The following is a 22,484-nucleotide window of genomic DNA, read 5'->3' as shown; positions in this document are numbered from 1 at the left end:
ACTCCTGGGCAGTCTTGGCTAATCGACGTCAGTTCTGGGAGGTGCCGGTCGTGGTCGGGGCCTCTGCGCGTACGTTCAGGGTGGAGAAGGAGACGTCCGCCTTCACCACGATCTGCTCGTCCCCGGGGGCGTCCACCACCTGGAGGCGGCCGGCGTCGTCGGTCCCGACGGAGGGGGAGTTGACGCTGCCGAAGGAACTGTCCGCGTCCAGGAAGACGTCCACATTGTTCGGGACCACGAGGTCGGCCGTGGAGAAGCTCAGGTTCACGTCCACCGGGGTGGCCTCGGCGGCGCTGGTTCCCGTGAGCTGCCGAAGGTCGATGGTGCCCTCGCCGAAGCTCAGGTCGTATCCCTCGGTGACGTTGCCGGTGACCACGCCGCCGTCCCAGTTGCCGGTGTCCGTCCAGTTCGTACCCCATGGGCCGTCCTGGACATAGGCGCTGGCGGTCGCGCCCACCACGGGGATCGCGAGGATCGCGGTGGTGACGGTCAGTCCGCCACCGCCGCGGCCGGCTATGGCTCCCGCGATGACGCCGATCGCCATGACGGCCAGCGTTGTGGCCAGGCTGGCGGCCCAGATGACCGGCCAGGCGGCCGTGAAGACGTCGAGATAGCGCAGCAGCGAGACCGCGGCACCGGCCAGCACCGCCAGCCCGACGACGACCAGCTGGGTCGCGCCGGACAGTGACGGCGGGGTGCGGTCAGTTGGGGGAGCGGGCGGCACTGTCGAAGCCGGGTGAGCAGGGTCGGCACGTCGGTAGTCGGGCTGGTGGGGGTATGAGGCGGTGGCGCTCATGGGTTCGGGTCCTTCCGAGGAACGGTGGGCAGTACTGGCAGTACCGGCAGTACCGGCAGCCGGGGTTGAGTACCAACCGGTATCCGTGGGCGCCACGTAGAGGGGCTCTGTGGCCTGGGCGCTGGGCTGGCTTTCGGGTTGGGAGGGTTCCGGGCCGGCGGCCGGGTCGGTGCCGGACGGAAGCTCCCGGGGGCGGCCACGCTCGCCGTCCTGGGACAGGACCAGCCAGACGAAGAAGCCGATGATGCCCAGGCCGATCACGCTGCCGAAGCTCCAGAAGCCGTCGCTCCCGCCGAGGAAGCCGGGCCAGTTGAAGAGGTTGCCGATGCCGAGCACGGTGAAGACGAGCGCACCGGTCATGCCGGCGGTCCACCGTCCCTGACCGGCCTCCCGGGAGTGGACGCGGCCGTCCGGCTCGGGCAGGAACATCCAGGCCAGGCCGTAGAACAGCACGGTCAGCCCGGAGGTGAGCAGGGTCAGGACCACGAAAAGGGCGCGGCCCAGGGTGCGGTCCATGCCGATACGGTCGGCCAGGCCGGCGACGACGCCACCCATCCAGCGGTGGGGGGAGCGCACGGTGTGCAGCGAGTCGATCCAGGTGTAGAAGCCGCTGGTGCTGCCGGGGGCGGGGTTCTCGTTCATGTCTCCATCGTTCCGCCTGTGGCTGCCGGGCGGTATCCGGGGAGCCCCTGATCGGACCCGGAGAACCCCCGGATCTACGTCCGTAGCGCCACCCGGACGCCGCCGATTGAGGCAGGATGGAGGCATGACCACTGTCCTCACCCGCCCCCGCGATCACCGGGCCATCGCCGGCGTCTGCGCCGGGCTGGCCGGACATCTCGGTCTGCCCGTGGCCTGGGTGCGGGTCGGCGTCGTGGCCCTGGCGCTGCTCAGCGGGGTCGGTGTGGTGTTCTACGCCTGGTTGTGGATCTTCGTCCCGGATGAGCAGGAGGCCGTCATCGGGGCCGCCGAACCGGTGCGCGGAGCAGCCGAGCAGACCCGGACGTGGGCCTTCGGCGACCGGCTGAGCAGTTCCGACGGTCGCGGTTGGCAGGTCATCGTCGGCATCGTGCTCCTCGTGCTGGCCGCGGCCCTCGGTCTGCAGGTGACCGGGGTCCGGCTGAACTGGGGCTTGATCGGGCCGGCCGCCGTCGTGCTCCTCGGGGTGGCACTGGCCTGGCTGCAGCTCGACTCCCTCCGGGGCGATGCCACGGACCGGGCCGGGAGGACCCACCGCATCACCTCCCTCGTGCTCGGCCTGCTGCTGGTCATGGCCGGTATCCTGGCGCTCGCCGCCGGGCTCGTCGGTGCCCAGGACATGTGGCTGGGTCTCGTCGTCGCCATCGTCATCCTGGCCGGCGTCGTACTCGTGGCCGCACCGTGGGTGATCAAGCTGTGGCGGGACGCCGCCGCGAAGTCGTCCGCGCTCGCCGTCCAGACCGAACGCGCGGAGATCGCCGCGCACCTGCACGACTCCGTGCTCCAGACCTTGGCGCTGATCCAGAAGAACGCGGACAACTCGGCCATGGTCGCCCGGCTGGCCCGTGCCCAGGAGCGAGACCTGCGCCAGTACCTCTACGCCGACCCGACCCGCCCGGACGGCAGCCTGACGGACCGCCTCCAGGACCTGGCGGCCGCCATCGAGGACAACCACGGCCAGCCGATCGAGGTCGTCACGGTCGGCGTGGCCACCGGGCCCTGGCTCGACCCGCTGCTGCAGGCCTCCCGTGAGGCCATGCTCAACGCAGTCCGCCACGCGGGTCCGGCGCGCGTCTACGCCGAAGCCGGCCCGGCCGCCGTCGAGATCTTCGTCAAGGACCGGGGCGATGGTTTCGACCTGGACGCCATCCCGCAGGACCGCCTCGGCATCCGCGAATCCGTGATCGGCCGCATGGAGCGTGCCGGCGGTACGGCCACGATCTCCACCGGCGAGGGCGGCACGGAGGTCCGCCTGCAGCTGCCGGTGCCCGAGCACGCAGCAGGCCGTGCAGCAGCAGACGCCTCAGCAGAGGCCACAGAAGGGGCAACACCATGACCACACGCGTTGTCATCGTCGACGACCACGCCATCTTCCGCACCGGCCTGAAGGCCGACCTGGATCCGGCGGACATCGCGGTGGTGGGGGAGGCGGGGGACGTCGACTCGGCGATCCGGATCATCCACGAGCTCGAGCCGGAGGTGGTGCTGCTGGACGTGCACCTGCCCGGCGGCAAGGGCGGCGGCGGGGCGGAGGTCGCGGCGTCCTGCCAGGATCTGGCCCCCGAGGTCAGGTTCCTGGCGATCTCCGTGTCCGACGCCGCCGAGGACGTGGTCTCCGTCATCCGCGCCGGCGCCCGCGGCTACGTCACCAAGACCATCTCCGGGGCCGAGGTGTCCGCGGCCGTGCAGCGGGTGGCCGGGGGCGACGCCGTGTTCTCGCCCCGGCTGGCCGGCTTTGTCCTGGACGCCTTCGGCACCGCGGACGTGGCCGTACGGGACGAGGAGCTCGACCTGCTCTCGGCCCGTGAACTCGAGGTCATGCGGTTGATCGCCCGTGGCTACACCTACCGCGAGGCCGCGAAGGACCTGTTCATCTCCGTGCGCACCATCGAGACGCATGTGTCCAATGTGCTGCGCAAGCTCCAGCTCTCCAACCGCCACGAGCTCACGCGCTGGGCGGGGGAGCGGGGGCTGCTTTAGATCCGGAACTCCGTGTCCGCCAGCGCCATCACGTCCGCCTCGTGGTGCGTGACGAGCACCGTGGTGCGCCCGGTCAGGACCTCGGCCAGCAGCTCGCGGATCTGCGGGACCACCTGGGCGTCCAGGGCGGACAGCGGCTCATCCAGCAGCACCAGCTCCGGCCCCGAGGCCAGCACCCGGGCGATCGCCGTGCGCTGCGCCTGGCCGCCGGACATCTCCCCGGGCCGGCGTGAGGCCAGCTGCCCCACGCCCACCCGCTCGAGCCAGTCCCGGGCCGCTTCCCGTCGGTCCCTCCGGCCCACGACGCCGGCGCGGGCCAGCCCGAAGGAGACGTTCGCCTCGGCCGTGAGGTGGGGGAAGAGCAGGGGGTCCTGCGTCAGGTAGCCGACATTCCGGCGTCGTGCCGGGATCCAGGTGTGCTCGTCGAAAAGGGTCCTGTCCCCGAGCCGGGCATGCCCGGTCTCCGGGCGCAGCCAGCCGGCGAGCGCGGACAGCACCGTGGACTTGCCCGAGCCGTTGGGCCCGGTCAGGGCCAGGGTCTGGCCCCCGTCCATGGTGAAGGCGAGGTCCACCCCGCGTTCGGGGACGACCACGCGGCAGTCCAGGCCGGTCATGCCCGTGCCCCCGTCCGCCGGCCGTCCCGGCGTCTGTCCCTGCGTCCATAGGCCACGGTGATGACCACGAGGGCCACCACCACGAGCACGAGGGAGAGGGCGACGGCGGCCTCCGGATCGGTCTCGCGCTCGAGGTAGACCTGCAGCGGCAGGGTGCGTGTGGTGCCCTGCAGGGAGCCGGCGAAGGTGATCGTCGCACCGAACTCGCCCAGGGCGCGGGCGAAGGTCAGCACCAGTCCGGCGACGAGTCCGGGCACCAGGAGCGGCAGCGTCACCGTGAGGAATGTGCGCAGCGGGGAGGCTCCCAGGGACAGCGCGGTGCGCTCATGGGCCTCACCGCGGGTCAGCAGGGCACCTTCGAGTGCCACCACCAGGAACGGCAGGGACACGAAGACCTGTGCCATGACCACGGCCGCTGACGTGAACGCGATGTCGATCCCGAGCAGTTGCAGATGCTCGCCGATCAGTCCGCGCCGCCCGAACGCCTCGGTCAGCGCGATCCCTCCGACCACGGGCGGGACCACCAGCGGCAACAGCACCAGGGACCGGGCGAAGCTGCGGCCCGGGAAGTCCAGCCGGGTGAGAACGAGGGCCAGCGGGGTGCCGATCACCAGACAGATAGCCGTAGCCGTCAGCGCGGTCCGCAGCGACAGCCCGAGGGCGTCCAGGGCGGAGGGTGAGGTGAGCAGTTCGGGCAGCCGGGTGAGATCGACGCCGGCCACCAGGGCGACGAACGGCACCAAGAGCACAGCCCCGCCCAGGATCCCGACGACGGCCAGCCCGGCCGGCGGGCGGACCCGCACCTCTCGGGCCCGCACCTTTCGGCTCGGTGTCAATCCTGCCGAGCGCCCCGGATGAGCTGTCACGGAGTGCCGAACCCGTCGGCTTCGAGCACCGACTGGCCCTCCTCGGAGACCACATAGTCGACGAAGCGCTGGGCCAGTTCGGGGTGTTCCGGGCCGTTCTGTGCGGCGGCGTTCAGCACGGTGATGGGGTAGGTGTTCACGGCGGATCCGGCGTTCTCGAGCTCGATGGCGTTGACCGACTGACCGGCACCCAGGGCGTCCGTGACGTAGACCAGGCCGGCGTCGGCCTCGCCGGAGGTGACCTTGCCGAGCACATCGGTGACGCTGGCCTCCTCGCTGACGGGGGAGAGCTCCACTCCGGCGTCCTCTGCCAGCGCGAGGGCGGCTCGGCCGCACGGGACCTGAGGGGCGCAGACCACGAGCTTCACACCTTCGGATGCCGCGTCCTCAAGGGAGGTGATGCCGGAGGTATTGGCCGGGGTGACGAGTGTCAGGACGTTGGTGGCGAACGGTTCTGGTTCCGCGGAGTTCTCCCCAGCCGTCACAACGGTGTCCATGCTCGGTTCGTCGGCCGAGGCGAAGACATCGGCGGGGGCACCGGCCAGGATCTGCTCCGCGAGGGCGGATGAGCCGGCAACGTTGTACTCGACTTCGACCCCCGGGTTCTCCTGCTCGAAGCCTGCCGCCAGCTCCTCGAAGGAATCGCCCAGGGACGCTGCGGCGAAGACGGTGAGGGTGGTGCCGGACTCCGCGGAGCCACTCGAGGGGGCGCTGCAGCCGGTCAGGACAACGCCGGATCCCACGATCCCGGATCCCACGATGAGTCCCAGGGCAAGGCCCCGGTTGCGTCCGGTACGGCCCCGCATCAGCCGTCCGCCCGTGCTGTTCGTTCCGTTCGTTCCATTCGTTCCACGATCACGGTGGTCGCCTTCACGATGGCCGTGGCGGGCATTCCGGGCTCGAGGCCGAGGTCCCGGGCCGCCTCCGCGCTCATGAGGGAGACCACCCGGAACGGGCCGCACTGCAGTTCCACCTGGGCCATGACGGTGTCCATGACCACGTCCGTCACGAGCCCGTGGAAGCGGTTGCGCGCCGAGGAGGGGACGCCGTCGTCACTGGTGCCGTTGAGGTTGCCCTTGCTGTTGCCATTGCCGTCCTTGACCAGTTGGGCCACCTCGACCCCGTCGACGGCGGCCCGGCCGGTTCCATCCGTGTGGGCGCTGAGCCGGCCGGAGGCGACCCATCGGCGGACGGAGTCGTCACTCACGCCCAGGAAGCGGGCAGCCTCGGAAATCCGCAATAGCGTCATACAGGACACCCTAAGCGACGCAACTGCGGATCAGAACCCCAGAATGATCCGCACTTGCGCGGACCGCCATCCGCCCGGGGGGTTGTCGGGCGAGGCTACCGGGCGAGAAGCCGCTGGATCCGGCCGATGCCCTCGGCGAGGTCGTCATCGCCCAGGGCGTAGGACAGGCGCAGGAAGCCCGAGGGGCCGAAGGCCTCGCCTGGCACGACGGCGACCTCGGCCTCGTCCAGGATGTAGCCGGCCAGCTCCGCTGAGGTCTGGTGCCGGTGTCCATCGCCCAGCGCACCGCGGACGTCCACGTACGCGTAGAAGGCGCCGGCCGGCGTCGGGCAGGAGAATCCGGGCACCGCGTTGAGGCCCTCGACGATGGCCTTGCGGCGGCGGTTGAAGGCCGTCTTCATCTCCTCGACGGCGTCCAGCGGGCCGGCGACGGCGGCGAGGGCCGCGCGCTGGGAGACGTTCGCGACGTTCGAGGTGGCGTGCGACTGCAGGTTGGTGGCCGCCTTGATGATGTCCACCGGGCCGGCCATCCATCCCACGCGCCAGCCGGTCATGGCGTAGGTCTTGGCCACGCCGTTGAGGACGATGACCTGCTCCGCCATCTCCGGCACGGCGGCGGCGATCGAGGTGAAGGGGACGTTGTCATAGGTGAGGTGTTCGTAGATCTCGTCGGTGACCACCCAGAGGCCGCGGGATACGGCCCACTGTCCGATCGCGGCGGTCTCCTCCGGGTCGTACACGGCCCCGGTGGGGTTGGACGGGGAGTTGAACAACAGCACCTTGGTCCGCTCGGTGACCGCGGCCTCGAGCTGGTCCACCGTGACCTTGTAGCCGGTCTCCGGGCCGGCGAACACCTCGACCGGCACGCCGCCGGCCAGGCGGATGGACTCGGGGTAGGTGGTCCAGAAAGGGGTGGGGACGATGACCTCGTCGCCCGGATCCAGCAGGGTCGCGAAGGTGTTGTAGACGGCCTGCTTGCCGCCGTTGGTCACCAGGACCTGCTGGGGCTCGATCTCGAATCCCGAGTCACGCAGCGTCTTCTCCGCGATGGCCTGCTTCAGCTCGGGCAGGCCGCCGGCGGGGGAGTAGCGGTGGTTCTTGGGGTCCTGGGCGGCGTTCACGGCGGCCTCGACGATGTACCCCGGGGTGGGGAAGTCCGGTTCACCGGCGCCGAAGCCGATCACCGGTCGCCCGGCGGCCTTGAGGGCCTTGGCCTTGGCGTCGACAGCGAGGGTGGCCGATTCGGCGATCGAGCCGATGCGCTCAGAGACGCGGCTGCGGGGCGGGGTGGGCTGCGAGGTGGACAGCGAGCTAGACATGGGGTCCTTCCGGCGGGCGGTTTCCGGGGGTCGTCGCGATCCAGCCTAGTGGTACGCGGCACAGCTGTGGCTGTGTGTGCTCGTGTGTGCCCGCATGTGCCCGTGTGTGCGCCCCGGAGAACGGCCGGTTCGACTCACTGCCCCCGATGGCGTAAAGTTGATCCTCGGTGTTGAAAAGCACCAGGCTGGGCCGTGCCGTGGGAAACCACTTTCGGCCCCTAGGGTAGTGGCGCAATTGGTAGCGCAGCGGTCTCCAAAACCGCAGGTTGCAGGTTCGAGTCCTGTCTACCCTGCGCAGGGTGGTCTTTCGGTGATCCGAAAAGCCCCCGGCAGGACAGTTTCAGTGTCGACCTAGCAAGTGAGGCCACGTGACCGAGGCAGTTGCGAACAGCACCGGGGACCAGAACCCCGGCACGCCGCGGAAGCGAGGTCTCTTCGGCAGAATCGCCCTGTTCCTGCGGCAGGTGGTGGACGAGCTCAAGAAGGTCGTCACCCCCACCCGTGAGGAGCTGGTGAAGCTCACGGGCGTCGTGCTCGCCTTCGTGATCTTCATGATCTTGCTGGTGACCTTGTTGGACTTCTTGTTCGGCATGGGCGCCTCCTTCGTCTTCGGCGACGGCAGCGCCTGACGCTACCCGCCGGTGGACGCATGCCCTGCCGGAAGTACGTTGAACGCGTGAAGAAAGCAGGAACCAGTGTCCGAGCAGGAACTCGAACCGCAGGCCGACGCCCTCGCTGAGGCTGACGCTCTCGAAGAGGAGCAGTCCCAGCCGTCTCGGGACCCCAAGACTGCTGAGGACGCCGCCGTCGCCGGTGAGCCCGTCGTGCCGGCTGAGCCGTCCGATTCCGAGGAGTCGGAGGCCGACGTCGACCCGCAGGCCGCCGTGGACCCGGCGATCGAGGCCGACGGCATCGACGAGAGCTACGACGAGACCGCCGAGCCGGAGATCGATCCCCAGGCTGAGACCCGCGAGGTCGCCTCTGAGGAATCCGCTGAGGACCAGGGTCAGATGACCCTGCAGGAGGAGGACCTGGCCCAGAGCGGCGCCGAGTCCGCCGATCGACCCGACGCCGCCCTGGCGGGCGAGGATTCCCTGGACGTGGAGCCGGTCGAGGCCGGGCCGACCGCCGCGGCTGAGCCGGAGGTCGACCCCTCCGAGGAGCTCCGCACCCGCCTGCGCCGCCAGCCCGGCGACTGGTACGTCATCCACACCTACGCGGGCTACGAGAAGCGCGTGAAGACCAACCTGGAGACGCGTGTCCAGACCCAGGAGATGGAGGACTACGTCTATGAGATCGAAGTCCCCATGGAAGAGGTCGTGGAGATCCGCAACACCACGCGCAAGCTCGTCAACCGGGTGCGCATCCCCGGTTACGTGCTCGTCCGCATGGACCTGACGGATGCCTCCTGGGGCGTGGTCCGCCACACCCCGGGCGTCACCGGATTCGTGGGCAACGCCCATGACCCGTTCCCGCTCTCCCTCGACGAGATCCACTCCATGCTGGCCCCCTCGGTCATGCAGGAGGCCACCAAGACCGCCCAGGCCGAGGGCCGGCCCGCCCCGGCAGGCGCCGAGACGTCCGCCCCGGCCATCGAGGTCGACTTCGAGGTCGGCGAGTCCGTCACCGTCAACGACGGTCCGTTCGAGACGTTGCCGGCCACGATCTCCGAGGTCAAGGTCGAGTCCCAGCAGCTCGTGGTCCTCGTGACCATCTTCGAGCGCGAGACTCCGGTCACCCTCTCCTTCAACCAGGTCACGAAGATCAGGTAGTAGGCACCACCAGACTTCGCCCCTCCGGTTGCTTCGGCTGCTTTGGCCGGACGGTGGCGGACCGGTCACCGCGCCACGGTGGCCACCAGCTCCGGAACACGCTCCTGTGCTTCGGGGAACACGCAAGAAGTTACAGAAGAAGGACCCGATTATGGCCCCCAAGAAGAAGGTCGCAGGCCTGATCAAGCTGCAGATCCAGGCAGGAGCCGCCAACCCGGCCCCTCCGATCGGCCCTGCGCTCGGTCAGCACGGCGTGAACATCATGGAATTCTGCAAGGCGTACAACGCCGCGACGGAATCCCAGCGTGGCAACGTCGTCCCCGTTGAGATCACCGTGTACGAAGACCGTTCGTTCACCTTCGTCACCAAGACCCCGCCGGCCGCCGAGCTGATCAAGAAGGCTGCCAAGGTCGCCAAGGGCTCCTCCACCCCGCACACGGACAAGGTCGGCAAGCTGACCCAGGCCCAGTGCGAGGAGATCGCCCAGACCAAGATGGAAGACCTCAACGCCAACGATGTCCAGGCTGCGGCCAAGATCATCGCCGGCACCGCCCGCTCCATGGGCATCACCGTCGAAGGCTGACGGAAACACCTCTTTTCAGCACAGCAACACAGCACATTCCAGTGGCAGGGTCGCGCGCGACCCGCAGACCACGACTGCATAAGGAGAACAAGCAGATGGCACAGCGCAGCAAAGCATACAAGGCGGCTCAGGAGAAGATCGGCGAGGACATCTACGGTCCCGTCGAGGCCATCGCCCTGGCCAAGGACACCAACCCGTCCAAGTCGGACGCCACCGTGGAGGTCGCCTTCCGCCTGAGCGTCGATCCCCGTAAGGCCGATCAGATGGTGCGCGGCACCGTCAACCTGCCGCACGGCACCGGCAAGACCGCCCGCGTGGTGGTCTTCGCCACCGGTGACAAGGCCGCAGCGGCCGAGGCAGCCGGCGCCGACTTCGTGGGCTCGGACGACCTGATCGCCAAGGTCCAGGGCGGCTGGACGGACTTCGACGCCGCCGTGGCGTCCCCGGACATGATGGGCAAGGTCGGCCGTCTCGGCAAGGTCCTCGGCCCGCGCAACCTGATGCCGAACCCGAAGACCGGCACGGTGACCCCGGACGTGGCCAAGGCCGTGACCGACATCAAGGGCGGCAAGATCGACTTCCGCGTCGACAAGCACTCGAACCTGCACTTCATCATCGGCAAGACCAGCTTCGATGCTGACAAGCTGACCGAGAACTACGCCGCTGCCCTGGAGGAGGTGCTGCGCCTGAAGCCGTCCGCGTCCAAGGGCCGGTACATCTCCAAGGCCACCATCTCGACGACCTTCGGCCCCGGCATCCGGGTGGACCCGAACGTGGTCAAGATCGAGACTGAGGCGTCCGCTCAGGCCTGATCTCAGGTCGAAGCACTGGCATCGCCGCCAGCTTCACCACTAGCTTCATCACCAGCTTCATCATCAGGGCCGGAACCAGCGAGAGATCGAGGTTCCGGCCCTGGTGCGTTGATGCACACGGTCACACGGCCCGGTGCGGCATCATGAACACCATGAGGATCGAATGGCTGGACCTTCCCGACGCCCTGGACCAGACGCGGCTGCCGATGCCGCCCACCACTGCGGACTTCCTGCAGGTGACGCAACTCGCCAACCTGGTGACGTCCCTGTTCTGGGGCAACAACGACTTCTACGTCTCCCCGGAGAACCAGTTGGCCGGTGCCACCTCCCGGGATGACGTGCGCACCTCCTACGCCGTCGCCCGCGAGCCCCTGGCCGGGGACCGCCCGGACCGCATCATCGGCTACGCCGCCCTGAGCCTGCCCTGGGAGCCGGGTGCCTCGGCGGATGCCCAGCCAACCACTCAGCCCACCACCGCCGAGGTGAACGTGGCCGTGCACCCCGACTTCCGGCGTCGTGGGGTGGGGTCCGCCCTGCTGCGCGAGGCTGAGGCCGAAGCGGTGCGGCGGGGACGCACCATGCTGCAGTCCTGGACGGACAACGCCCTGGTGGACCCGGCCGCCGTCGGATCCGGCCCGGTGTTCGTCTCCGGCACCTCGCTGGAGACCGGACTGACCCCGGTGGTCCGGACGCCTGCGGAATCGGTGCCCGACGCCGGCCGGGACCGGGTCCGCTGGCAGGCGCCGGACGCGGCGTTCGCCGCCGCCCACGGCTACGAGCTGGCCCAGGTGGAGTGGACGTCTGTGCTGGACCTGCGGGAGGCGGCCGGTGCCGCCCTCGTGGCCGAATCCGGCTCCGGGGCCGCCGACGAGCACGGCTATGACCTGGTCGGATGGGAGGGGGCCTGCCCGGAGGAGGATGCCGGATCGATGGCCGGGCTGCTCGGCCGGATGGCGGCCGAGGCGCCCGCCGGGGCCCTGGAGCGGGTGGCGGAGCACTGGGATGTGCCCCGGCTGCGAGCCGAGGAGCGGGCCCGCCGGGAGATGGGGCTGACCATCATCACGACGGCGGCACGCGACCGGTCGACCGGGCAGCTCGTCGGGCACTCGGACATCGAGACCTTCGCCGACCTGCCCCAGGCGGCCTACCAGGGCAACACCCTGGTCCACCCCGAGCACCGGGGCCGGGGACTCGCCGTGCTGCTCAAGGCCGTCAACGTCTCGCAGCTGCTGCGGCTGAGGCCGGAGACCGAACGCCTCTACACCTGGAACGCCGCCGAGAACGGGGCCATCCTGCGCGCCAACCAGGAGCTGGGATTCGTGCCGGTGGCCACGCACCCCGCCTGGCAGAAGAAGGCCTGATACTTCCTATTCAATGGGAATCAACCTCCCGGCTGCGGTGAGCGTGGGTGACGATGGACCGTGAGCCGCGTCACGGACGCGGCACCGTATCCAGATTCGACGCAGACCTGGGCAGAACGCCAGCCAGCGCAAACTCAGGCAGAACAAGGCAGGCCCATGACCGAGAACCCTTCCGCACAGACGATTCCGGCGCTCGCGCCGTGGGATCACGAGGTGGACCTCCTGGTGCTCGGCACCGGTGTCGCCGGTCTCGCCGCCGCCCTGACGGGTGTCCAGGAGGGGTTTTCGGTGCTGGTCCTCGAGAAGACCGACTACATCGGCGGCACGACGGCCTACTCGGCCGGGACCTGCTGGATCCCCAACAACCACTTCCAGCGTGAGGACGGCATCACCGACGACGCCGAGAAGGCCGAGCGCTACCTCGACCGGTTGGTGGGGGACAAATCGGACAAGGCGCTGCGCCAGGCGTACCTGGACAACGGTCCCGCGATGCTGCGCTACATGGAGGACCTCGGGGTGACGTTCCGGCGGTCACCCGCCGTGGTGGACTACCACTCGGAGCTGCCGGAGACCGGCCAGACCGGACGCGCCCTGGAGCCGGAGCCGTTCGACGGCCGCACGCTGGGCCGGAACCGCTTCCGCCACGTCCGGCCCCCGGTGCCCGAGTTCGCGCTCATGGGCGGGACCATGATGCTGCGCCGGGCCGAGGTCGGCACCCTGTTGGGCCTGTTCTCCAAGAAGGCCGGCAAGACGGCGAAGGCTGGCGCCACGGCCCTGGGCCTGGGGGCGCGCTGGGCCTTGGACATGGTCCGGAATCCGCGCGGCACCCGGCTGGTGATGGGCAATGCCCTCGTGGCCCGCATGTACGCCGAGGTGCTCGGCCGGGGCGGGGAGGTGTGGCGCAATGCCTACACCACGGAGCTGCTGCGGGACGCGGAGAGGGTGACGGGCGCCGTCGTGGGCCATGGGGGCCGCGAGCTGCGGATCCGTGCCCGGCGCGGAGTGGTGCTGGCCGCGGGCGGGTTCGCCCAGAGCCCCGAACTGCGGGAGAAGTTCCTCCCGGAGCCCACGCCGCAATTCTCCCGTGCCGGGGAGGGCGCCACGGGTGACACCCTGCGTCTGAGCGAGGCAGTCGGCGCGGCGGCGGGGACGGACAACGGCGAGAACGCCCTGTGGTTCCCGGCCTCGATCGGGACCCGGGCGGACGGCTCCACCGTGGTCTTCCCGCACATCTGGGACCGGGCCAAGCCCGGCCTGATCGCCGTCAACGCCGCCGGCCGGCGCTTCGTGGACGAATCGCACTCCTACCACCGCTTCGTGCGGGCCATGTACGCCTCGCACCAGACGGTGCCGACCGTTCCGGCCTGGCTCGTGGTGGACTCCAGCACCCTGGCGAAGTACGGGCTGGGCATGATCACCATGCCGCACCTGCCCGCCACGATGCTGCAGAAGTACATCGACGACGGCTACCTCCACCGCGGCTCCACGCTGCGGGAGCTGGCCGAGGGGATCGGCGTGGATCCCGCGGGTCTTGAGGAGACTGTGCGCCGGTACAACGGCTTCGCCGAGACCGGTGTGGACGAGGACTTCCACAAGGGCGAGCTGCTGTTCGGGCGGGTGGCCGGGGACCCGGAGCACACGCCGAACCCGAACATCGGACCGATCCGGCAGGGGCCGTTCTACGCCGTGGCCGTGGTCCCGACTCCCTTGGCCACCGCTTATGGGATCCAGATCAACGCGCAGGCCCAGGTGTTGGGCCGCGACGGCGAGGCGCTCGAAGGCCTGTACGCTGCCGGCAATGACGCCGCCTCTGTCATGGGCAGCGAGTACCCGGGGGCCGGCTCCCAGGTCGGTTCCGGCATGACCTTCGGCTGGGTGGCCGCACGCCATGCGGCAGGGACCGACTGATCACCTGACGAGGAGGCGCACCCATGGGCAGGACCCTGTCACTGCTCCTGGCGCTGGCCGGCGGCGTGGCGATTGCGGTCCAGGCCCGGATCACCGGAGCACTGAGGACCGAACTGGGGGATGCCTCCCTGGCCGCGACGGTGACCTTCGGCTCCGGCCTGGCGTTGATGCTGCTCGTCAACGGCCTGGTCCGGGCGAACCGCCGCGGGGTGGTCCAGCTGGTCCGGGGTGCGGCCACGGGACGGTTTCCGTGGGTGTTCGCCTTCTCCGGGCTCCTCGGCGCCTTCGCCGTGTACGGACAGGCCGTCACCGTGGACCTGGTGGGCGTTGCCCTGTTCTCCCTCGTCTTCATCTCCGGCCAGATGCTCTCCTCGACACTGATGGACACCCTCGGGTGGGTGCCCTCCGGGCGCCATCGCCTGAGCCTGCGGAGGTCGGTGGGCGTGCTCGCGGGACTGGCCGGGGTCGGGCTCGCGCTCTCCCCGCGCCTGTTCGGGGGTGGGTTCGGAGGGGGCGCCGGGGCGGCCCCGGGCGCGGAGTTGCTGCTGGCCCTCGGCCTGCCCCTGTTGCTCGTCCTGGCCGGCGGACTGCTCCAGCCGCCCCAGATGGCGATGAACGCGGTGATGGGCGCGGCCGTGGGCCGGGTCGAGCCGCTCGTGCTGTTCAACTATCTGATCGGGACGCTGGCCCTGCTGGTGGTGGCCGCACCGCAGATCGCGGCCGGTGGTCTGGCCCGGCTCCCGTGGGGCCCGGGGGACTGGTGGTACTACACCGGCGGCCTGCTGGGTTCCGTGGTGGTGATCGGCGGTGCCCTGCTGACGCGGACCATCGGATCGCTGTTGTTCACCCTCGGGCTCGTCGCCGGCCAGCTGGCCGGGTCACTGGTGGTGGACGCCGTGTGGCCCACCCGTGGCGCCGAGGTGACCTGGCAGGTCATGACCGGGGCGGTCATCACGCTGCTGGCCCTGGTGCTGGCCTCCTCCAGCACGCTGCGGACCTCGTTGCAGACCTCGCTCCGGGCCAGCCGGAGTCGGAGCTCCTGATGGCCAACTCACGTTCGGGCGAATCCCTCATCCAGCGCCTGGTGCGGGTGCTGCACGCCTTCGATACCGACCACCCGGAACTCACGGCTTCCGAACTGGCCGTCCGCACGGGTCTGTCCTCGTCCACCGCCCACCGCTTGGCGGGGGACATGGCTGAGGAGGGGCTGCTGCGGCGCACCCCGGACGGCCGCTTCCGGATCGGCCTGGTGCTGTGGGAACTGGGCCAGCGCAGCTCCACCTATCAGGAGTTCGGTCAGGCGGCGCTGCCGTTCATGGAGGCCGTGCACGTCACCCAACGCCAGAACACCTCGTTGGCGATCATGGACCATGACGACGGCACGATCATCTATCTGGAACGACTGATCAGCAAGGACGTGCCGACGGACCTGACCAAGGTCGCGGGCCGATTGCCCGTGCTCTCCACGGCCCCGGGCCTGGCCATCCTGGCGCACTCACCGCGCCAGCTCCAGGAGCGGTACCTCACCTCGACCTGGGACCAGGCCACACGCAATTCCGGTATCACCGAGGTGGGGCTGCGCCGCCGTCTCGCGCAGGCCCGCGCTGACGGCTATGCCCACCTGCGCGGGGTCACCGTGGCCGGCTCCTCGGGGACGGCCGCCCCCGTCTTCGGACCGGGAGGCCGGGTCCTGGGCGCCATCTCGATCGTGGCCGAGGTGGACCAGATCAACCTCCAGATCCAGGCCCCCGTCCTCCTGGCTGCGGCGAGGGGGCTGTCCCGCCAGATGGGCTCGCGGGGGAAGTCCGGAGGGTGGGAGCCCTCCTGACGGTCGCGGCTGGCACTTGCTCCACATTGCCATTCAATGGGAATGCGGAGGCGCAGCAGGGTCTCCTCCCGGCACGATGGTCTGTAATGCCGGTCACAAGGCCGGTGTGCATCAACCCGAGGAGCTGCACCCATGGCCGCTTACGCCGTCACCTACGCCTATGTCCCCGAGACCGAGGAGATGACCGAGACTCGCCCCTCCCACGTGGAGTTCCTCAAGGGCCTGAACGAGCAGGGCACCCTGCTGGTCTCCGGCCGCCTGACCGAGGCCGATCCGCTGGGCGCCCTGCTGATCATCAAGGGCGAGTCCGTGGACGAGGTCACCGAGATCATGAACGGCGACCCCTTCCACCGGGGCGGCTTCATCGCCGAGCGCACGGTGCGCCGCTGGAACATCGCCTTCGGCTCGATCGAGGGCGCCGAGTAATCACATGACCTCGACCACCCCCGCCCCGGCTTCCAGCACCGATCCCGCCGCCAGCGCTTCCAGCGCTGCCAGCGCTGCCGGCACGGCCCGCATGGCGACCGCCGCCGTGACCACGAGCCGCCGCACCATCGAGTACCGCAGCATCGCGGCACCGGTGCCGGCGCCCGGCATGGCGGTCATCCGGATGGCGTCCGTGACCCTCTGCGGTACCGATGCGCACATCTGGGATGACGACTACGCCACCGAGCTGCCGATCATCCAGGGCCACGAGGCTGCCGGCACCATCGCCGCGCTCGACCCTTCGGATACCGGTTCGGGCTCGGGGACTGGCGGCTGGGCCGTGGGCGACCGGGTGGCCATCTCTCCGATGTTCTACTGCGGCCAGTGCCACGCGTGCTCCATCGGACGCGTCAACGCCTGCCGGCACATGAGCGTCTATGGCTGCTACGAGGACGGCTCGCTGGTGACCGAGCAGGCCGTCCCGCTGGAGAAGCTGTATCGGGTTCCGGACGGACTGGAACTGTCCTTGGCGCCGATGTCCGAGCCAGCCTCCATCGCCATGCAGGCCGTCAACCGCGGCCGCGCCCAGGCCGGCGAGAGGGTCCTCGTCTCCGGTGCCGGGCCGATCGGCCTCCTGGCCACCGTCTACCTCAAGGACCTCGGCTGTGACGTCACCGTCTCGGACATGAACCCATCCCGGCTGGCGCTGGCCACGGCCCTCGGCGCGGACCGCACCTTCACCGTCACTCCCGGGGATTTCCCGACGGCGGCGCAGCGGACCGAGCTGGACCAGCTCACCCGCGGCGACGGTCCGTCCCTGGTCATCGACGCCACCGGCGCCCCCGCCTCGGTGGCCACCGGGGTGGACCTGGTGGCGACGGCCGGCCGCGTGGTCTGTGTCGGCATCTCCGACGCGGAACTGCGCCTGACCCTGCGCACCCTGCCGGTCAAGGAGATCGACCTGCTCGGCTCGCGCAATTCGCAGAACCTCATCGGCCAGGCGCTGGACCTGCTGGATCGCCACCAGGACAGCATCGGACGGCTGCTGACCCACCGGTTCGCGTTCGAGGACCTGGATGCCGCCTTCGAGACCCTCGTGGACCCCACGGCCGGCGTCGGCAAAATCGCGATCGACTTCCCCTCGGAAGACCCCACTGAAGGAGATACCCGGCCATGACCGAGACCCGCCCCGCCGCAGACCGCCCCCTCCTGACCCCCGTCCCGGAGCTCGCCGACCGCTACGACCTCGTGGTCATCGGCTCCGGCTGTGCCGGGATGACCTCGGCCCTGGTGGCCCGCCGGACCGGAGCCTCCGTGCTGGTGCTGGAGAAGGCGGACCGGCTGGGCGGGACCACGGCGGCCGGCGGCGGGGTGATGTGGGCGCCGAACAATCATCTGATGGGCACTCGTGACTTCTCGGACAGTGACGAGGACGCCGCCGCCTACGTGCGGGCGGCCACGGCTGGGAAGCTCTCCGAGGAGGAGATCTCCTGGTACGTCTCCACCGCCGCCGAGGCGGTCGGCTTCCTGGATGAGAACACCCGGGTGGACTATGCGCCCCTGTTCCGTCCCGATTACCACATGGAATGGCCGGGAGCCACGCCGGGTGGGCGGGGCCTGGACCACCGGGAATTCGACCCCTCGGTGGTGCCCGGACTGGCCGAGGCCCTGCGTCCGCCCACGTACCTGCCGCTGATCACCATGGACGAGCGCGACCAGCTGCATGGCGCGGCCCCCGATCCCGCGCTGCTCACCGGCCGCGCCGAGCGCGGGGTGCGCACGATGGGTGGGGCGCTGGCGGGTGCCCTGACCGCCTCGGCCTGGGAGGCCGGCGTCGTGATCGCGGCTTCTGCTCCGGCCACGGGACTGCGGCGGGATGCCGGCACGGCTACCAGCCCTGAATCCGGCACTGAGACTGGCGGCTGGCAGGTGACCGTGGCCGGAGAGCGGGAGATCGCGGCCGCATCCGTGGTCATCGCCTCCGGCGGCTTCGAATGGTCCCCTGAACTGACCGGCACCCTTCTGAAGTTCCCCGTGACCCCGATCTCGGCGCCGTCCAACGCCGGGGACGGACTGAAGCTGGGCATGGCCGTGGGTGGTTCCTTCACGGAGACCACGGACATCTGGGGCGTGCCGGTGATCACCGCCCACGGTGCCACGTACGACGGCCGCCCCTCCGGCCGGATGGGCAACGTCGAGGCCACCCTGCCCGGCGGCATCGTGGTGAACTCCGCCGGTCGCCGCTTCGTCAACGAGGCCCTGAACTACCACGACTTCTCGCGGGTCTTCGCGAACATCGACCCCGAGACCTCCCAGTACGCCAACATCCCGGCCCACCTGGTGATGGACTCGAGGTTCGTCTCCCGGTACCCCGTCGCCGGGAATCCGGTCTTCTCCGAACCGACCGAGGCCCCGGACTGGATGGTCCGGGCGGACACGCTGGCCGAGCTGGCGCAGATCATCGGGGTGGACCCGGCCGGCCTCGAGGAGACCGTGGCCCGGTTCAACCCGCCGGCGGAACGCGGCGAGGACCCGGAGTTCGGCCGGGGATCCTCGGCCCAGGACCGGCACCTGGGAGACCCGCAGAACCTCCCCAACCCCTGTCTGGCGCCCCTCGTGGCCCCACCGTTCTACGCCGTGCAGCTGCATCCCGGCGCCCTGGGCACCGCGGGCGGCCTGCGGGCCGACCTGGACGGACGGGTCCTGGACTGGAACGGAATCCCGCTGCCCGGACTGTATGCCGCCGGCAACTGCTCGGCGACCGTCTTCAAGGACGCCTATCCCGGCGGCGGGGCCACGATCGGCTCGGCCGTGACCCGCGCCTATGCTGCAGGCCGGCATCTCACCCGGACCCGTCTCTCCCCAGCCGGTCTCGGTGGGGAGACCGCCACGGAGGGCATCCGCGCATGAGCGTCACTGGAACCGAGACCAGCACTGGACCCGCCGCCACTGAAACCACCGCCGAGTCGGCCGTCCGCACTCTGCGCGTCGGCATCGCCGGAGGCGGTGCGATCTTCCGCAACCACCTGGAGGCGTACCGTGCCCTGCAGGACGTCGAGGTGGTGGCCGTGTGTGACATCGACGCCGAGCGGGCCGGGCAGGTTGCGGCGGCGAATGGGATCGAGCACGCCTTCGGCTCCGTCACGGACCTGTTGGCCTGGCGCGGCGCGGACGGACGAGGGATCGACCTGATCTCGGTGTGCACCCCGCACCCCACCCACGAGGCCGTCGTGACGGAGGCCGCCGCCGCGCGTGTGCATGTGCTGTGCGAGAAGCCCATCGCGATCGACCTCGCTGCCGCCGAGCGGATGGTGGCCGCCTGCCGTGAGGCCGCCGTGACTTTCGGCGTGCTGTTCCAGCGCCGGTTCTGGCCCGCCGCCCAGCGGATCCGGGCGGCCATCGACGACGGGACGCTGGGCGACCCGATTCTCGGCCACTGTTCCGTGTTGCTGCACCGGGAACCCGAGTACTACTCCGCCACCGACTGGAGGGGCACCTGGGCCTCGGACGGCGGCGGGGTGCTGATGACCCAGGGCATCCACTACATCGACCTGCTCCAGTGGTTCATGGGCGAGGTGGTCGAGGTACACGGGCACGTGGCGACCTACGTGCACGGCGACCACATCGAGGTCGAGGACTCGGCCGTGGCGACCCTGCGGTTCGCCTCCGGGGCCATCGCCACCGTGCAGGCGTCCACCGCCGTCACCCCGTCACTGGGCGTCCAGGTCCGCGTCACCGGTTCCACGGGCGCCACCGCGCAGGTGACCGAGTTCCCGGAGGGCACTGACGGCCGGGTGGACATCTGGGCGGCCGGGGACAGCGTCGGTGCCCAGGAGACCTGGCCGTCCTCGCTCAATCCCAACGTGGACCTGGCCACCATCAACGGTGCCCTGATCCCGTGGCACCGGGCCCAGGTGGCCGACTTCGTGGACGCCGTCCGCACCGGCGGCACCCCCGCCGTGACGGGCGAGGAGGCCACGAAGTCCCTGCGCATCCTGCTGGCGGTGTATGAATCCTCCCGCACCGGCAAGCCGGTCATCTTCTGAGTCGCTCAGCTCACTGAGGTGACGACAGGCAACGGCGCCCCCTTCCTTCGGGAAGGGGGCGCCGCCGTCGTTGGTGGTGCCGGTGGTACCGGCGGTGGAGACCCCCGTCAGGGGATCAGGACGGACAGTCCCTCGTCCTTGCCCTTCAGGGCCTGCTTGCGGCGCAGGCGCATCTGGCGCAGCGGGGGCAGCAGGAGTGCTGCGGCCGAGACGGCGAAGAGGACCAGGGCGATGGGGCTGCTGAGGAATCCGGCCCAGCCGTCCCCGATCAGGGTGCGCCGCAGGTTGGATTCCGCGAGGGGACCGAGGATCAGGCCGAGTACAGCTGGCCCGGCGGGGAAGCCGAAGCGGAGCATGAACAGCCCGATCACTCCCATGATCAGCATGACGAAGACGTCGAAGACGGAGTTGCTGATGGAGTAGGTGCCGACCATGCAGAACACCAGGATGATGATCCAGAGGTACTGGTTCTTCAGTTCCAGCAGTTTCACCATCGACTTCATGCGGACCAGGGACAGACCCAGCGAGAGCACGGTGGCCACCAGCAGGATCGTTGCCAGGGTGTAGACCAGCGAGGGATCGTTGGTGAACAGGGCCGGGCCCGGCTGGATGCCCCAGATCATCATGGAGCCGATGAGGACGGCCATGACCGAGTCGCCCGGCACGCCCAGGGCCATGGTGGTGGTGACGGAGCCGCCGAGGGTGGCGGTGGAGGAGGTGTCAGCGGACGTGAGGCCCTCGATGGAGCCCTTGCCGAACTCCTCCTTGCGCTTGGAGAGGCGTTTGGCGTTGTCCCAGGCGATGATGCCGGCGATGTCCCCGCCGACTGCCGGGACCAGGCCGACGACGGAGCCGGTGCCGGCGCCGATGCTCATGGGCTTGAGCAGCCGGCGGAACATCGCCCGGTCCGGCATCCACTGCCCCATCTGGCTGATGGGCTTGTCCTGGACCGCGTTGCGGCGGTGGGTGACCATCTGGTTGAGGACCTCGGCCACACCGAACAGGCCGATGATCACCGGGATGAAGGGCACTCCGCCGTTGAGTTCCAGGATTCCCAGGGTGAAGCGCTGGTCGCCGGTGATCGGATCACGGCCCACGGTGGCCAGCAGCAGGCCGAAACCGCCAGCGACCAGGCCCTTGAAGATGCGGCCGGAGGAGACCCCGATCATCATCGTCAGGCCGAAGACCACGAGGGCGAACATCTCCGGCGGCCCGAACTGGCGTGCGAGTCCGGCCAGGGGGATGGCGAACAGCGAGAGCACGATGATGCCGATGATCATGCCGAACGCGGAGCCGAAGGCGGAGGCGGTCATCGCCAGGCCCGCCTTGCCCTGCTTTGCCAGGGGGTAGCCGTCGAAGGTGGTTGCGATCGAAGCCGGGGTACCGGGGGTGTTGATGAGGATGGCCGGTACCCGGTCGCCGAACTGCGCGGCCACGTAGATCGTCAGCAGCACGGCGAGGCCCTGGATGGGATCCATGGTCAGGGTGAAACCGGAGGCCAGGGCCACGGCCATGGTGGCCGTGACGCCGGGGAATGCGCCGACCAGCATGCCCACGAGCATGCCCAGGCCGATGTACAGCAGGGTGTCCCACTGCAGGACCACGCCGATGCCGTCGGTGACGGCGTTCGCCGCGATGGGCAGGGGCAGTTGCGGTAGGTGAGGCAGCTGCGGCAGCTGGAGAAGGAGTTCGGGGATCACAGGGGCACCTTCAAGAGGACGATGAACAAGAGGTGCAGCAGGGCACCGATGATGATCGGGAGGAAGACGAGGACCTTCCAGTTCCGGATGCCGTAGAGCAAGAGCAGCACCACGGTGACGACCATGGTGATCAGCCAGAACTGCAGAACGTTGAAGAGCAGCAGGTAGCCGATCAGCACGGCGAAGGTCGCGAGCATCCGGCCGATCCCGGTCCAGTTCATGTCCTCCGGGATGTCCGAGGGTCGGACCCCGCGCAGGACGTTCGTGAACACCAGCAGGACGCCGAGCCCGATCAGGGCCCAGGCGAGCATGGTTGGCCAGAACCGTGGGCCCAGGGCGTCCCCGCCCCGGTCGGTGATGCCACCGACCAGGACGAGGATCGTGATCCCCAGGCCGACCGACGCGGCCACGGGAATCAATTCGCGCAGCCGGTACGGCAGGTTCTTCAGCAGGACCAGGTCCTCCGGATGATCACCCGGACGCTCAGCGGTCACGGCAGAAGAATCGGTCGAGGATCCAGACGTG

22 protein-coding genes and 1 tRNA gene are annotated in these 22,484 nt (G+C 69.7%); 15 read left to right on the top strand and 8 right to left on the bottom strand.

From position 1 onward, the window contains the following. Positions 1 to 28 precede the first annotated feature (28 nt). Positions 29 to 1,438, bottom strand: a complete 1,410-nt coding sequence (locus BOSE125_RS10640) for a PspC domain-containing protein (RefSeq protein WP_159552392.1) — start codon at positions 1,436 to 1,438, stop codon at positions 29 to 31. Positions 1,439 to 1,562: 124 nt separating this feature from the next. Between BOSE125_RS10640 and BOSE125_RS10635 the strand changes: the two genes are divergently transcribed. Then, positions 1,563 to 2,831: an ATP-binding protein gene (locus BOSE125_RS10635; protein WP_159552390.1), complete on the top strand. Its 1,269-nt coding sequence runs from the start codon at positions 1,563 to 1,565 to the stop codon at positions 2,829 to 2,831. Beyond that, positions 2,828 to 3,475 (top strand): response regulator transcription factor, encoded by a 648-nt coding sequence (locus tag BOSE125_RS10630; RefSeq protein ID WP_115931925.1) that lies wholly within the window; start codon positions 2,828 to 2,830, stop codon positions 3,473 to 3,475. Before BOSE125_RS10635 ends, BOSE125_RS10630 begins: the two co-directional genes overlap by 4 nt. Here BOSE125_RS10630 and BOSE125_RS18190 read toward each other — a convergent pair. From BOSE125_RS18190 to BOSE125_RS10605, 5 genes are all read right to left on the bottom strand, one after another. After that, entirely contained in the window at positions 3,472 to 4,089 is a 618-nt protein-coding gene (locus BOSE125_RS18190) for an ATP-binding cassette domain-containing protein (RefSeq protein WP_159552388.1), read from the bottom strand. The genes BOSE125_RS10630 and BOSE125_RS18190 overlap by 4 nt on opposite strands. Beyond that, on the bottom strand, positions 4,086 to 4,892 hold the full coding sequence (locus BOSE125_RS10620; RefSeq protein ID WP_159552386.1) for an ABC transporter permease: 807 nt from the start codon (positions 4,890 to 4,892) through the stop codon (positions 4,086 to 4,088). The genes BOSE125_RS18190 and BOSE125_RS10620 overlap by 4 nt, the downstream gene beginning before the upstream one ends. Before the next feature lie 59 nt (positions 4,893 to 4,951). Then, on the bottom strand, positions 4,952 to 5,761 hold the full coding sequence (modA, locus tag BOSE125_RS10615; protein WP_159552384.1) for a molybdate ABC transporter substrate-binding protein: 810 nt from the start codon (positions 5,759 to 5,761) through the stop codon (positions 4,952 to 4,954). Next, a complete protein-coding gene (locus BOSE125_RS10610) occupies positions 5,761 to 6,204 on the bottom strand; it encodes a molybdopterin-binding protein (RefSeq protein WP_159552382.1) in 444 nt (147 codons plus the stop codon). The genes modA and BOSE125_RS10610 overlap by 1 nt, the downstream gene beginning before the upstream one ends. Positions 6,205 to 6,299: 95 nt before the next feature. After that, positions 6,300 to 7,523, bottom strand: a complete 1,224-nt coding sequence (locus BOSE125_RS10605) for a pyridoxal phosphate-dependent aminotransferase (RefSeq protein WP_159552380.1) — start codon at positions 7,521 to 7,523, stop codon at positions 6,300 to 6,302. 220 nt (positions 7,524 to 7,743) lie between these two features. Here BOSE125_RS10605 and BOSE125_RS10600 point away from each other — a divergent pair. The 13 genes from BOSE125_RS10600 (at position 7,744) to BOSE125_RS10540 (ending at position 20,259) form a co-directional block, all read left to right on the top strand. Continuing rightward, a tRNA-Trp gene (locus tag BOSE125_RS10600) sits at positions 7,744 to 7,816 on the top strand. Positions 7,817 to 7,891: 75 nt separating this feature from the next. Beyond that, positions 7,892 to 8,152, top strand: coding sequence for a preprotein translocase subunit SecE (gene secE / locus BOSE125_RS10595; protein ID WP_115931919.1), 261 nt, complete (start codon positions 7,892 to 7,894; stop codon positions 8,150 to 8,152). A gap of 381 nt (positions 8,153 to 8,533) precedes the next feature. Further along, complete coding sequence (gene nusG, locus BOSE125_RS10590) at positions 8,534 to 9,295, top strand: transcription termination/antitermination protein NusG (protein WP_159555049.1); 762 nt, start codon at positions 8,534 to 8,536, stop codon at positions 9,293 to 9,295. A gap of 151 nt (positions 9,296 to 9,446) precedes the next feature. After that, entirely contained in the window at positions 9,447 to 9,878 is a 432-nt protein-coding gene (gene rplK, locus BOSE125_RS10585; protein ID WP_115931918.1) for a 50S ribosomal protein L11, read from the top strand. Positions 9,879 to 9,973: 95 nt separating this feature from the next. Next, complete coding sequence (gene rplA / locus BOSE125_RS10580) at positions 9,974 to 10,690, top strand: 50S ribosomal protein L1 (protein WP_159552378.1); 717 nt, start codon at positions 9,974 to 9,976, stop codon at positions 10,688 to 10,690. A gap of 152 nt (positions 10,691 to 10,842) precedes the next feature. After that, positions 10,843 to 12,051, top strand: a complete 1,209-nt coding sequence (locus tag BOSE125_RS10575; protein ID WP_159552376.1) for a GNAT family N-acetyltransferase — start codon at positions 10,843 to 10,845, stop codon at positions 12,049 to 12,051. A gap of 156 nt (positions 12,052 to 12,207) precedes the next feature. Further along, complete coding sequence (locus BOSE125_RS10570) at positions 12,208 to 13,959, top strand: FAD-dependent oxidoreductase (RefSeq protein ID WP_159552374.1); 1,752 nt, start codon at positions 12,208 to 12,210, stop codon at positions 13,957 to 13,959. A 23-nt stretch (positions 13,960 to 13,982) separates the two neighbouring features. Next, the gene (locus BOSE125_RS10565; RefSeq protein WP_159552372.1) at positions 13,983 to 15,002 is read left to right on the top strand and encodes a DMT family transporter; all 1,020 of its coding nucleotides are present in this window, start codon (positions 13,983 to 13,985) and stop codon (positions 15,000 to 15,002) included. Continuing rightward, complete coding sequence (locus tag BOSE125_RS10560; protein ID WP_159552370.1) at positions 15,002 to 15,787, top strand: IclR family transcriptional regulator; 786 nt, start codon at positions 15,002 to 15,004, stop codon at positions 15,785 to 15,787. Before BOSE125_RS10565 ends, BOSE125_RS10560 begins: the two co-directional genes overlap by 1 nt. A gap of 132 nt (positions 15,788 to 15,919) precedes the next feature. Then, positions 15,920 to 16,213, top strand: coding sequence for a YciI family protein (locus tag BOSE125_RS10555; protein WP_159552368.1), 294 nt, complete (start codon positions 15,920 to 15,922; stop codon positions 16,211 to 16,213). Between the two features lie 4 nt (positions 16,214 to 16,217). Continuing rightward, positions 16,218 to 17,390 (top strand): zinc-binding dehydrogenase, encoded by a 1,173-nt coding sequence (locus BOSE125_RS10550; RefSeq protein WP_159552366.1) that lies wholly within the window; start codon positions 16,218 to 16,220, stop codon positions 17,388 to 17,390. Further along, on the top strand, positions 17,387 to 19,123 hold the full coding sequence (locus BOSE125_RS10545) for an FAD-dependent oxidoreductase (RefSeq protein ID WP_159552364.1): 1,737 nt from the start codon (positions 17,387 to 17,389) through the stop codon (positions 19,121 to 19,123). Before BOSE125_RS10550 ends, BOSE125_RS10545 begins: the two co-directional genes overlap by 4 nt. Further along, entirely contained in the window at positions 19,120 to 20,259 is a 1,140-nt protein-coding gene (locus BOSE125_RS10540; RefSeq protein ID WP_159552362.1) for a Gfo/Idh/MocA family protein, read from the top strand. The genes BOSE125_RS10545 and BOSE125_RS10540 overlap by 4 nt, the downstream gene beginning before the upstream one ends. Before the next feature lie 107 nt (positions 20,260 to 20,366). On the opposite strand, the gene BOSE125_RS10535 is transcribed toward BOSE125_RS10540, so the two are convergent. Then, positions 20,367 to 21,959 (bottom strand): tripartite tricarboxylate transporter permease, encoded by a 1,593-nt coding sequence (locus BOSE125_RS10535; RefSeq protein ID WP_236557921.1) that lies wholly within the window; start codon positions 21,957 to 21,959, stop codon positions 20,367 to 20,369. After that, the gene (locus BOSE125_RS10530) at positions 21,956 to 22,453 is read right to left on the bottom strand and encodes a tripartite tricarboxylate transporter TctB family protein (RefSeq protein ID WP_159552360.1); all 498 of its coding nucleotides are present in this window, start codon (positions 22,451 to 22,453) and stop codon (positions 21,956 to 21,958) included. Before BOSE125_RS10530 ends, BOSE125_RS10535 begins: the two co-directional genes overlap by 4 nt. Between the last annotated feature and the right edge of the window lie 31 nt (positions 22,454 to 22,484).

Source organism: Citricoccus sp. K5, from assembly GCF_902506195.1.
In the GTDB taxonomy this organism is placed as follows: domain Bacteria; phylum Actinomycetota; class Actinomycetes; order Actinomycetales; family Micrococcaceae; genus Citricoccus.
Note: the sequence above shows the minus strand (reverse complement) of the source record. Positions and strands in the feature narration are given on the sequence as shown.

Coding starts and splice junctions, on each gene's coding strand:
- BOSE125_RS10640 (WP_159552392.1), bottom strand. CDS start 1,438: ATGAACGAGAACCCCGCCCCCGGCAGCACCAGCGGCTTCTACACCTGG.
- BOSE125_RS10635 (WP_159552390.1), top strand. CDS start 1,563: ATGACCACTGTCCTCACCCGCCCCCGCGATCACCGGGCCATCGCCGGC.
- BOSE125_RS10630 (WP_115931925.1), top strand. CDS start 2,828: ATGACCACACGCGTTGTCATCGTCGACGACCACGCCATCTTCCGCACC.
- BOSE125_RS18190 (WP_159552388.1), bottom strand. CDS start 4,089: ATGACCGGCCTGGACTGCCGCGTGGTCGTCCCCGAACGCGGGGTGGAC.
- modA (WP_159552384.1), bottom strand. CDS start 5,761: ATGCGGGGCCGTACCGGACGCAACCGGGGCCTTGCCCTGGGACTCATC.
- BOSE125_RS10610 (WP_159552382.1), bottom strand. CDS start 6,204: ATGACGCTATTGCGGATTTCCGAGGCTGCCCGCTTCCTGGGCGTGAGT.
- BOSE125_RS10605 (WP_159552380.1), bottom strand. CDS start 7,523: ATGTCTAGCTCGCTGTCCACCTCGCAGCCCACCCCGCCCCGCAGCCGC.
- nusG (WP_159555049.1), top strand. CDS start 8,534: ATGACCCTGCAGGAGGAGGACCTGGCCCAGAGCGGCGCCGAGTCCGCC.
- rplK (WP_115931918.1), top strand. CDS start 9,447: ATGGCCCCCAAGAAGAAGGTCGCAGGCCTGATCAAGCTGCAGATCCAG.
- rplA (WP_159552378.1), top strand. CDS start 9,974: ATGGCACAGCGCAGCAAAGCATACAAGGCGGCTCAGGAGAAGATCGGC.
- BOSE125_RS10575 (WP_159552376.1), top strand. CDS start 10,843: ATGAGGATCGAATGGCTGGACCTTCCCGACGCCCTGGACCAGACGCGG.
- BOSE125_RS10570 (WP_159552374.1), top strand. CDS start 12,208: ATGACCGAGAACCCTTCCGCACAGACGATTCCGGCGCTCGCGCCGTGG.
- BOSE125_RS10565 (WP_159552372.1), top strand. CDS start 13,983: ATGGGCAGGACCCTGTCACTGCTCCTGGCGCTGGCCGGCGGCGTGGCG.
- BOSE125_RS10560 (WP_159552370.1), top strand. CDS start 15,002: ATGGCCAACTCACGTTCGGGCGAATCCCTCATCCAGCGCCTGGTGCGG.
- BOSE125_RS10555 (WP_159552368.1), top strand. CDS start 15,920: ATGGCCGCTTACGCCGTCACCTACGCCTATGTCCCCGAGACCGAGGAG.
- BOSE125_RS10550 (WP_159552366.1), top strand. CDS start 16,218: ATGACCTCGACCACCCCCGCCCCGGCTTCCAGCACCGATCCCGCCGCC.
- BOSE125_RS10545 (WP_159552364.1), top strand. CDS start 17,387: ATGACCGAGACCCGCCCCGCCGCAGACCGCCCCCTCCTGACCCCCGTC.
- BOSE125_RS10540 (WP_159552362.1), top strand. CDS start 19,120: ATGAGCGTCACTGGAACCGAGACCAGCACTGGACCCGCCGCCACTGAA.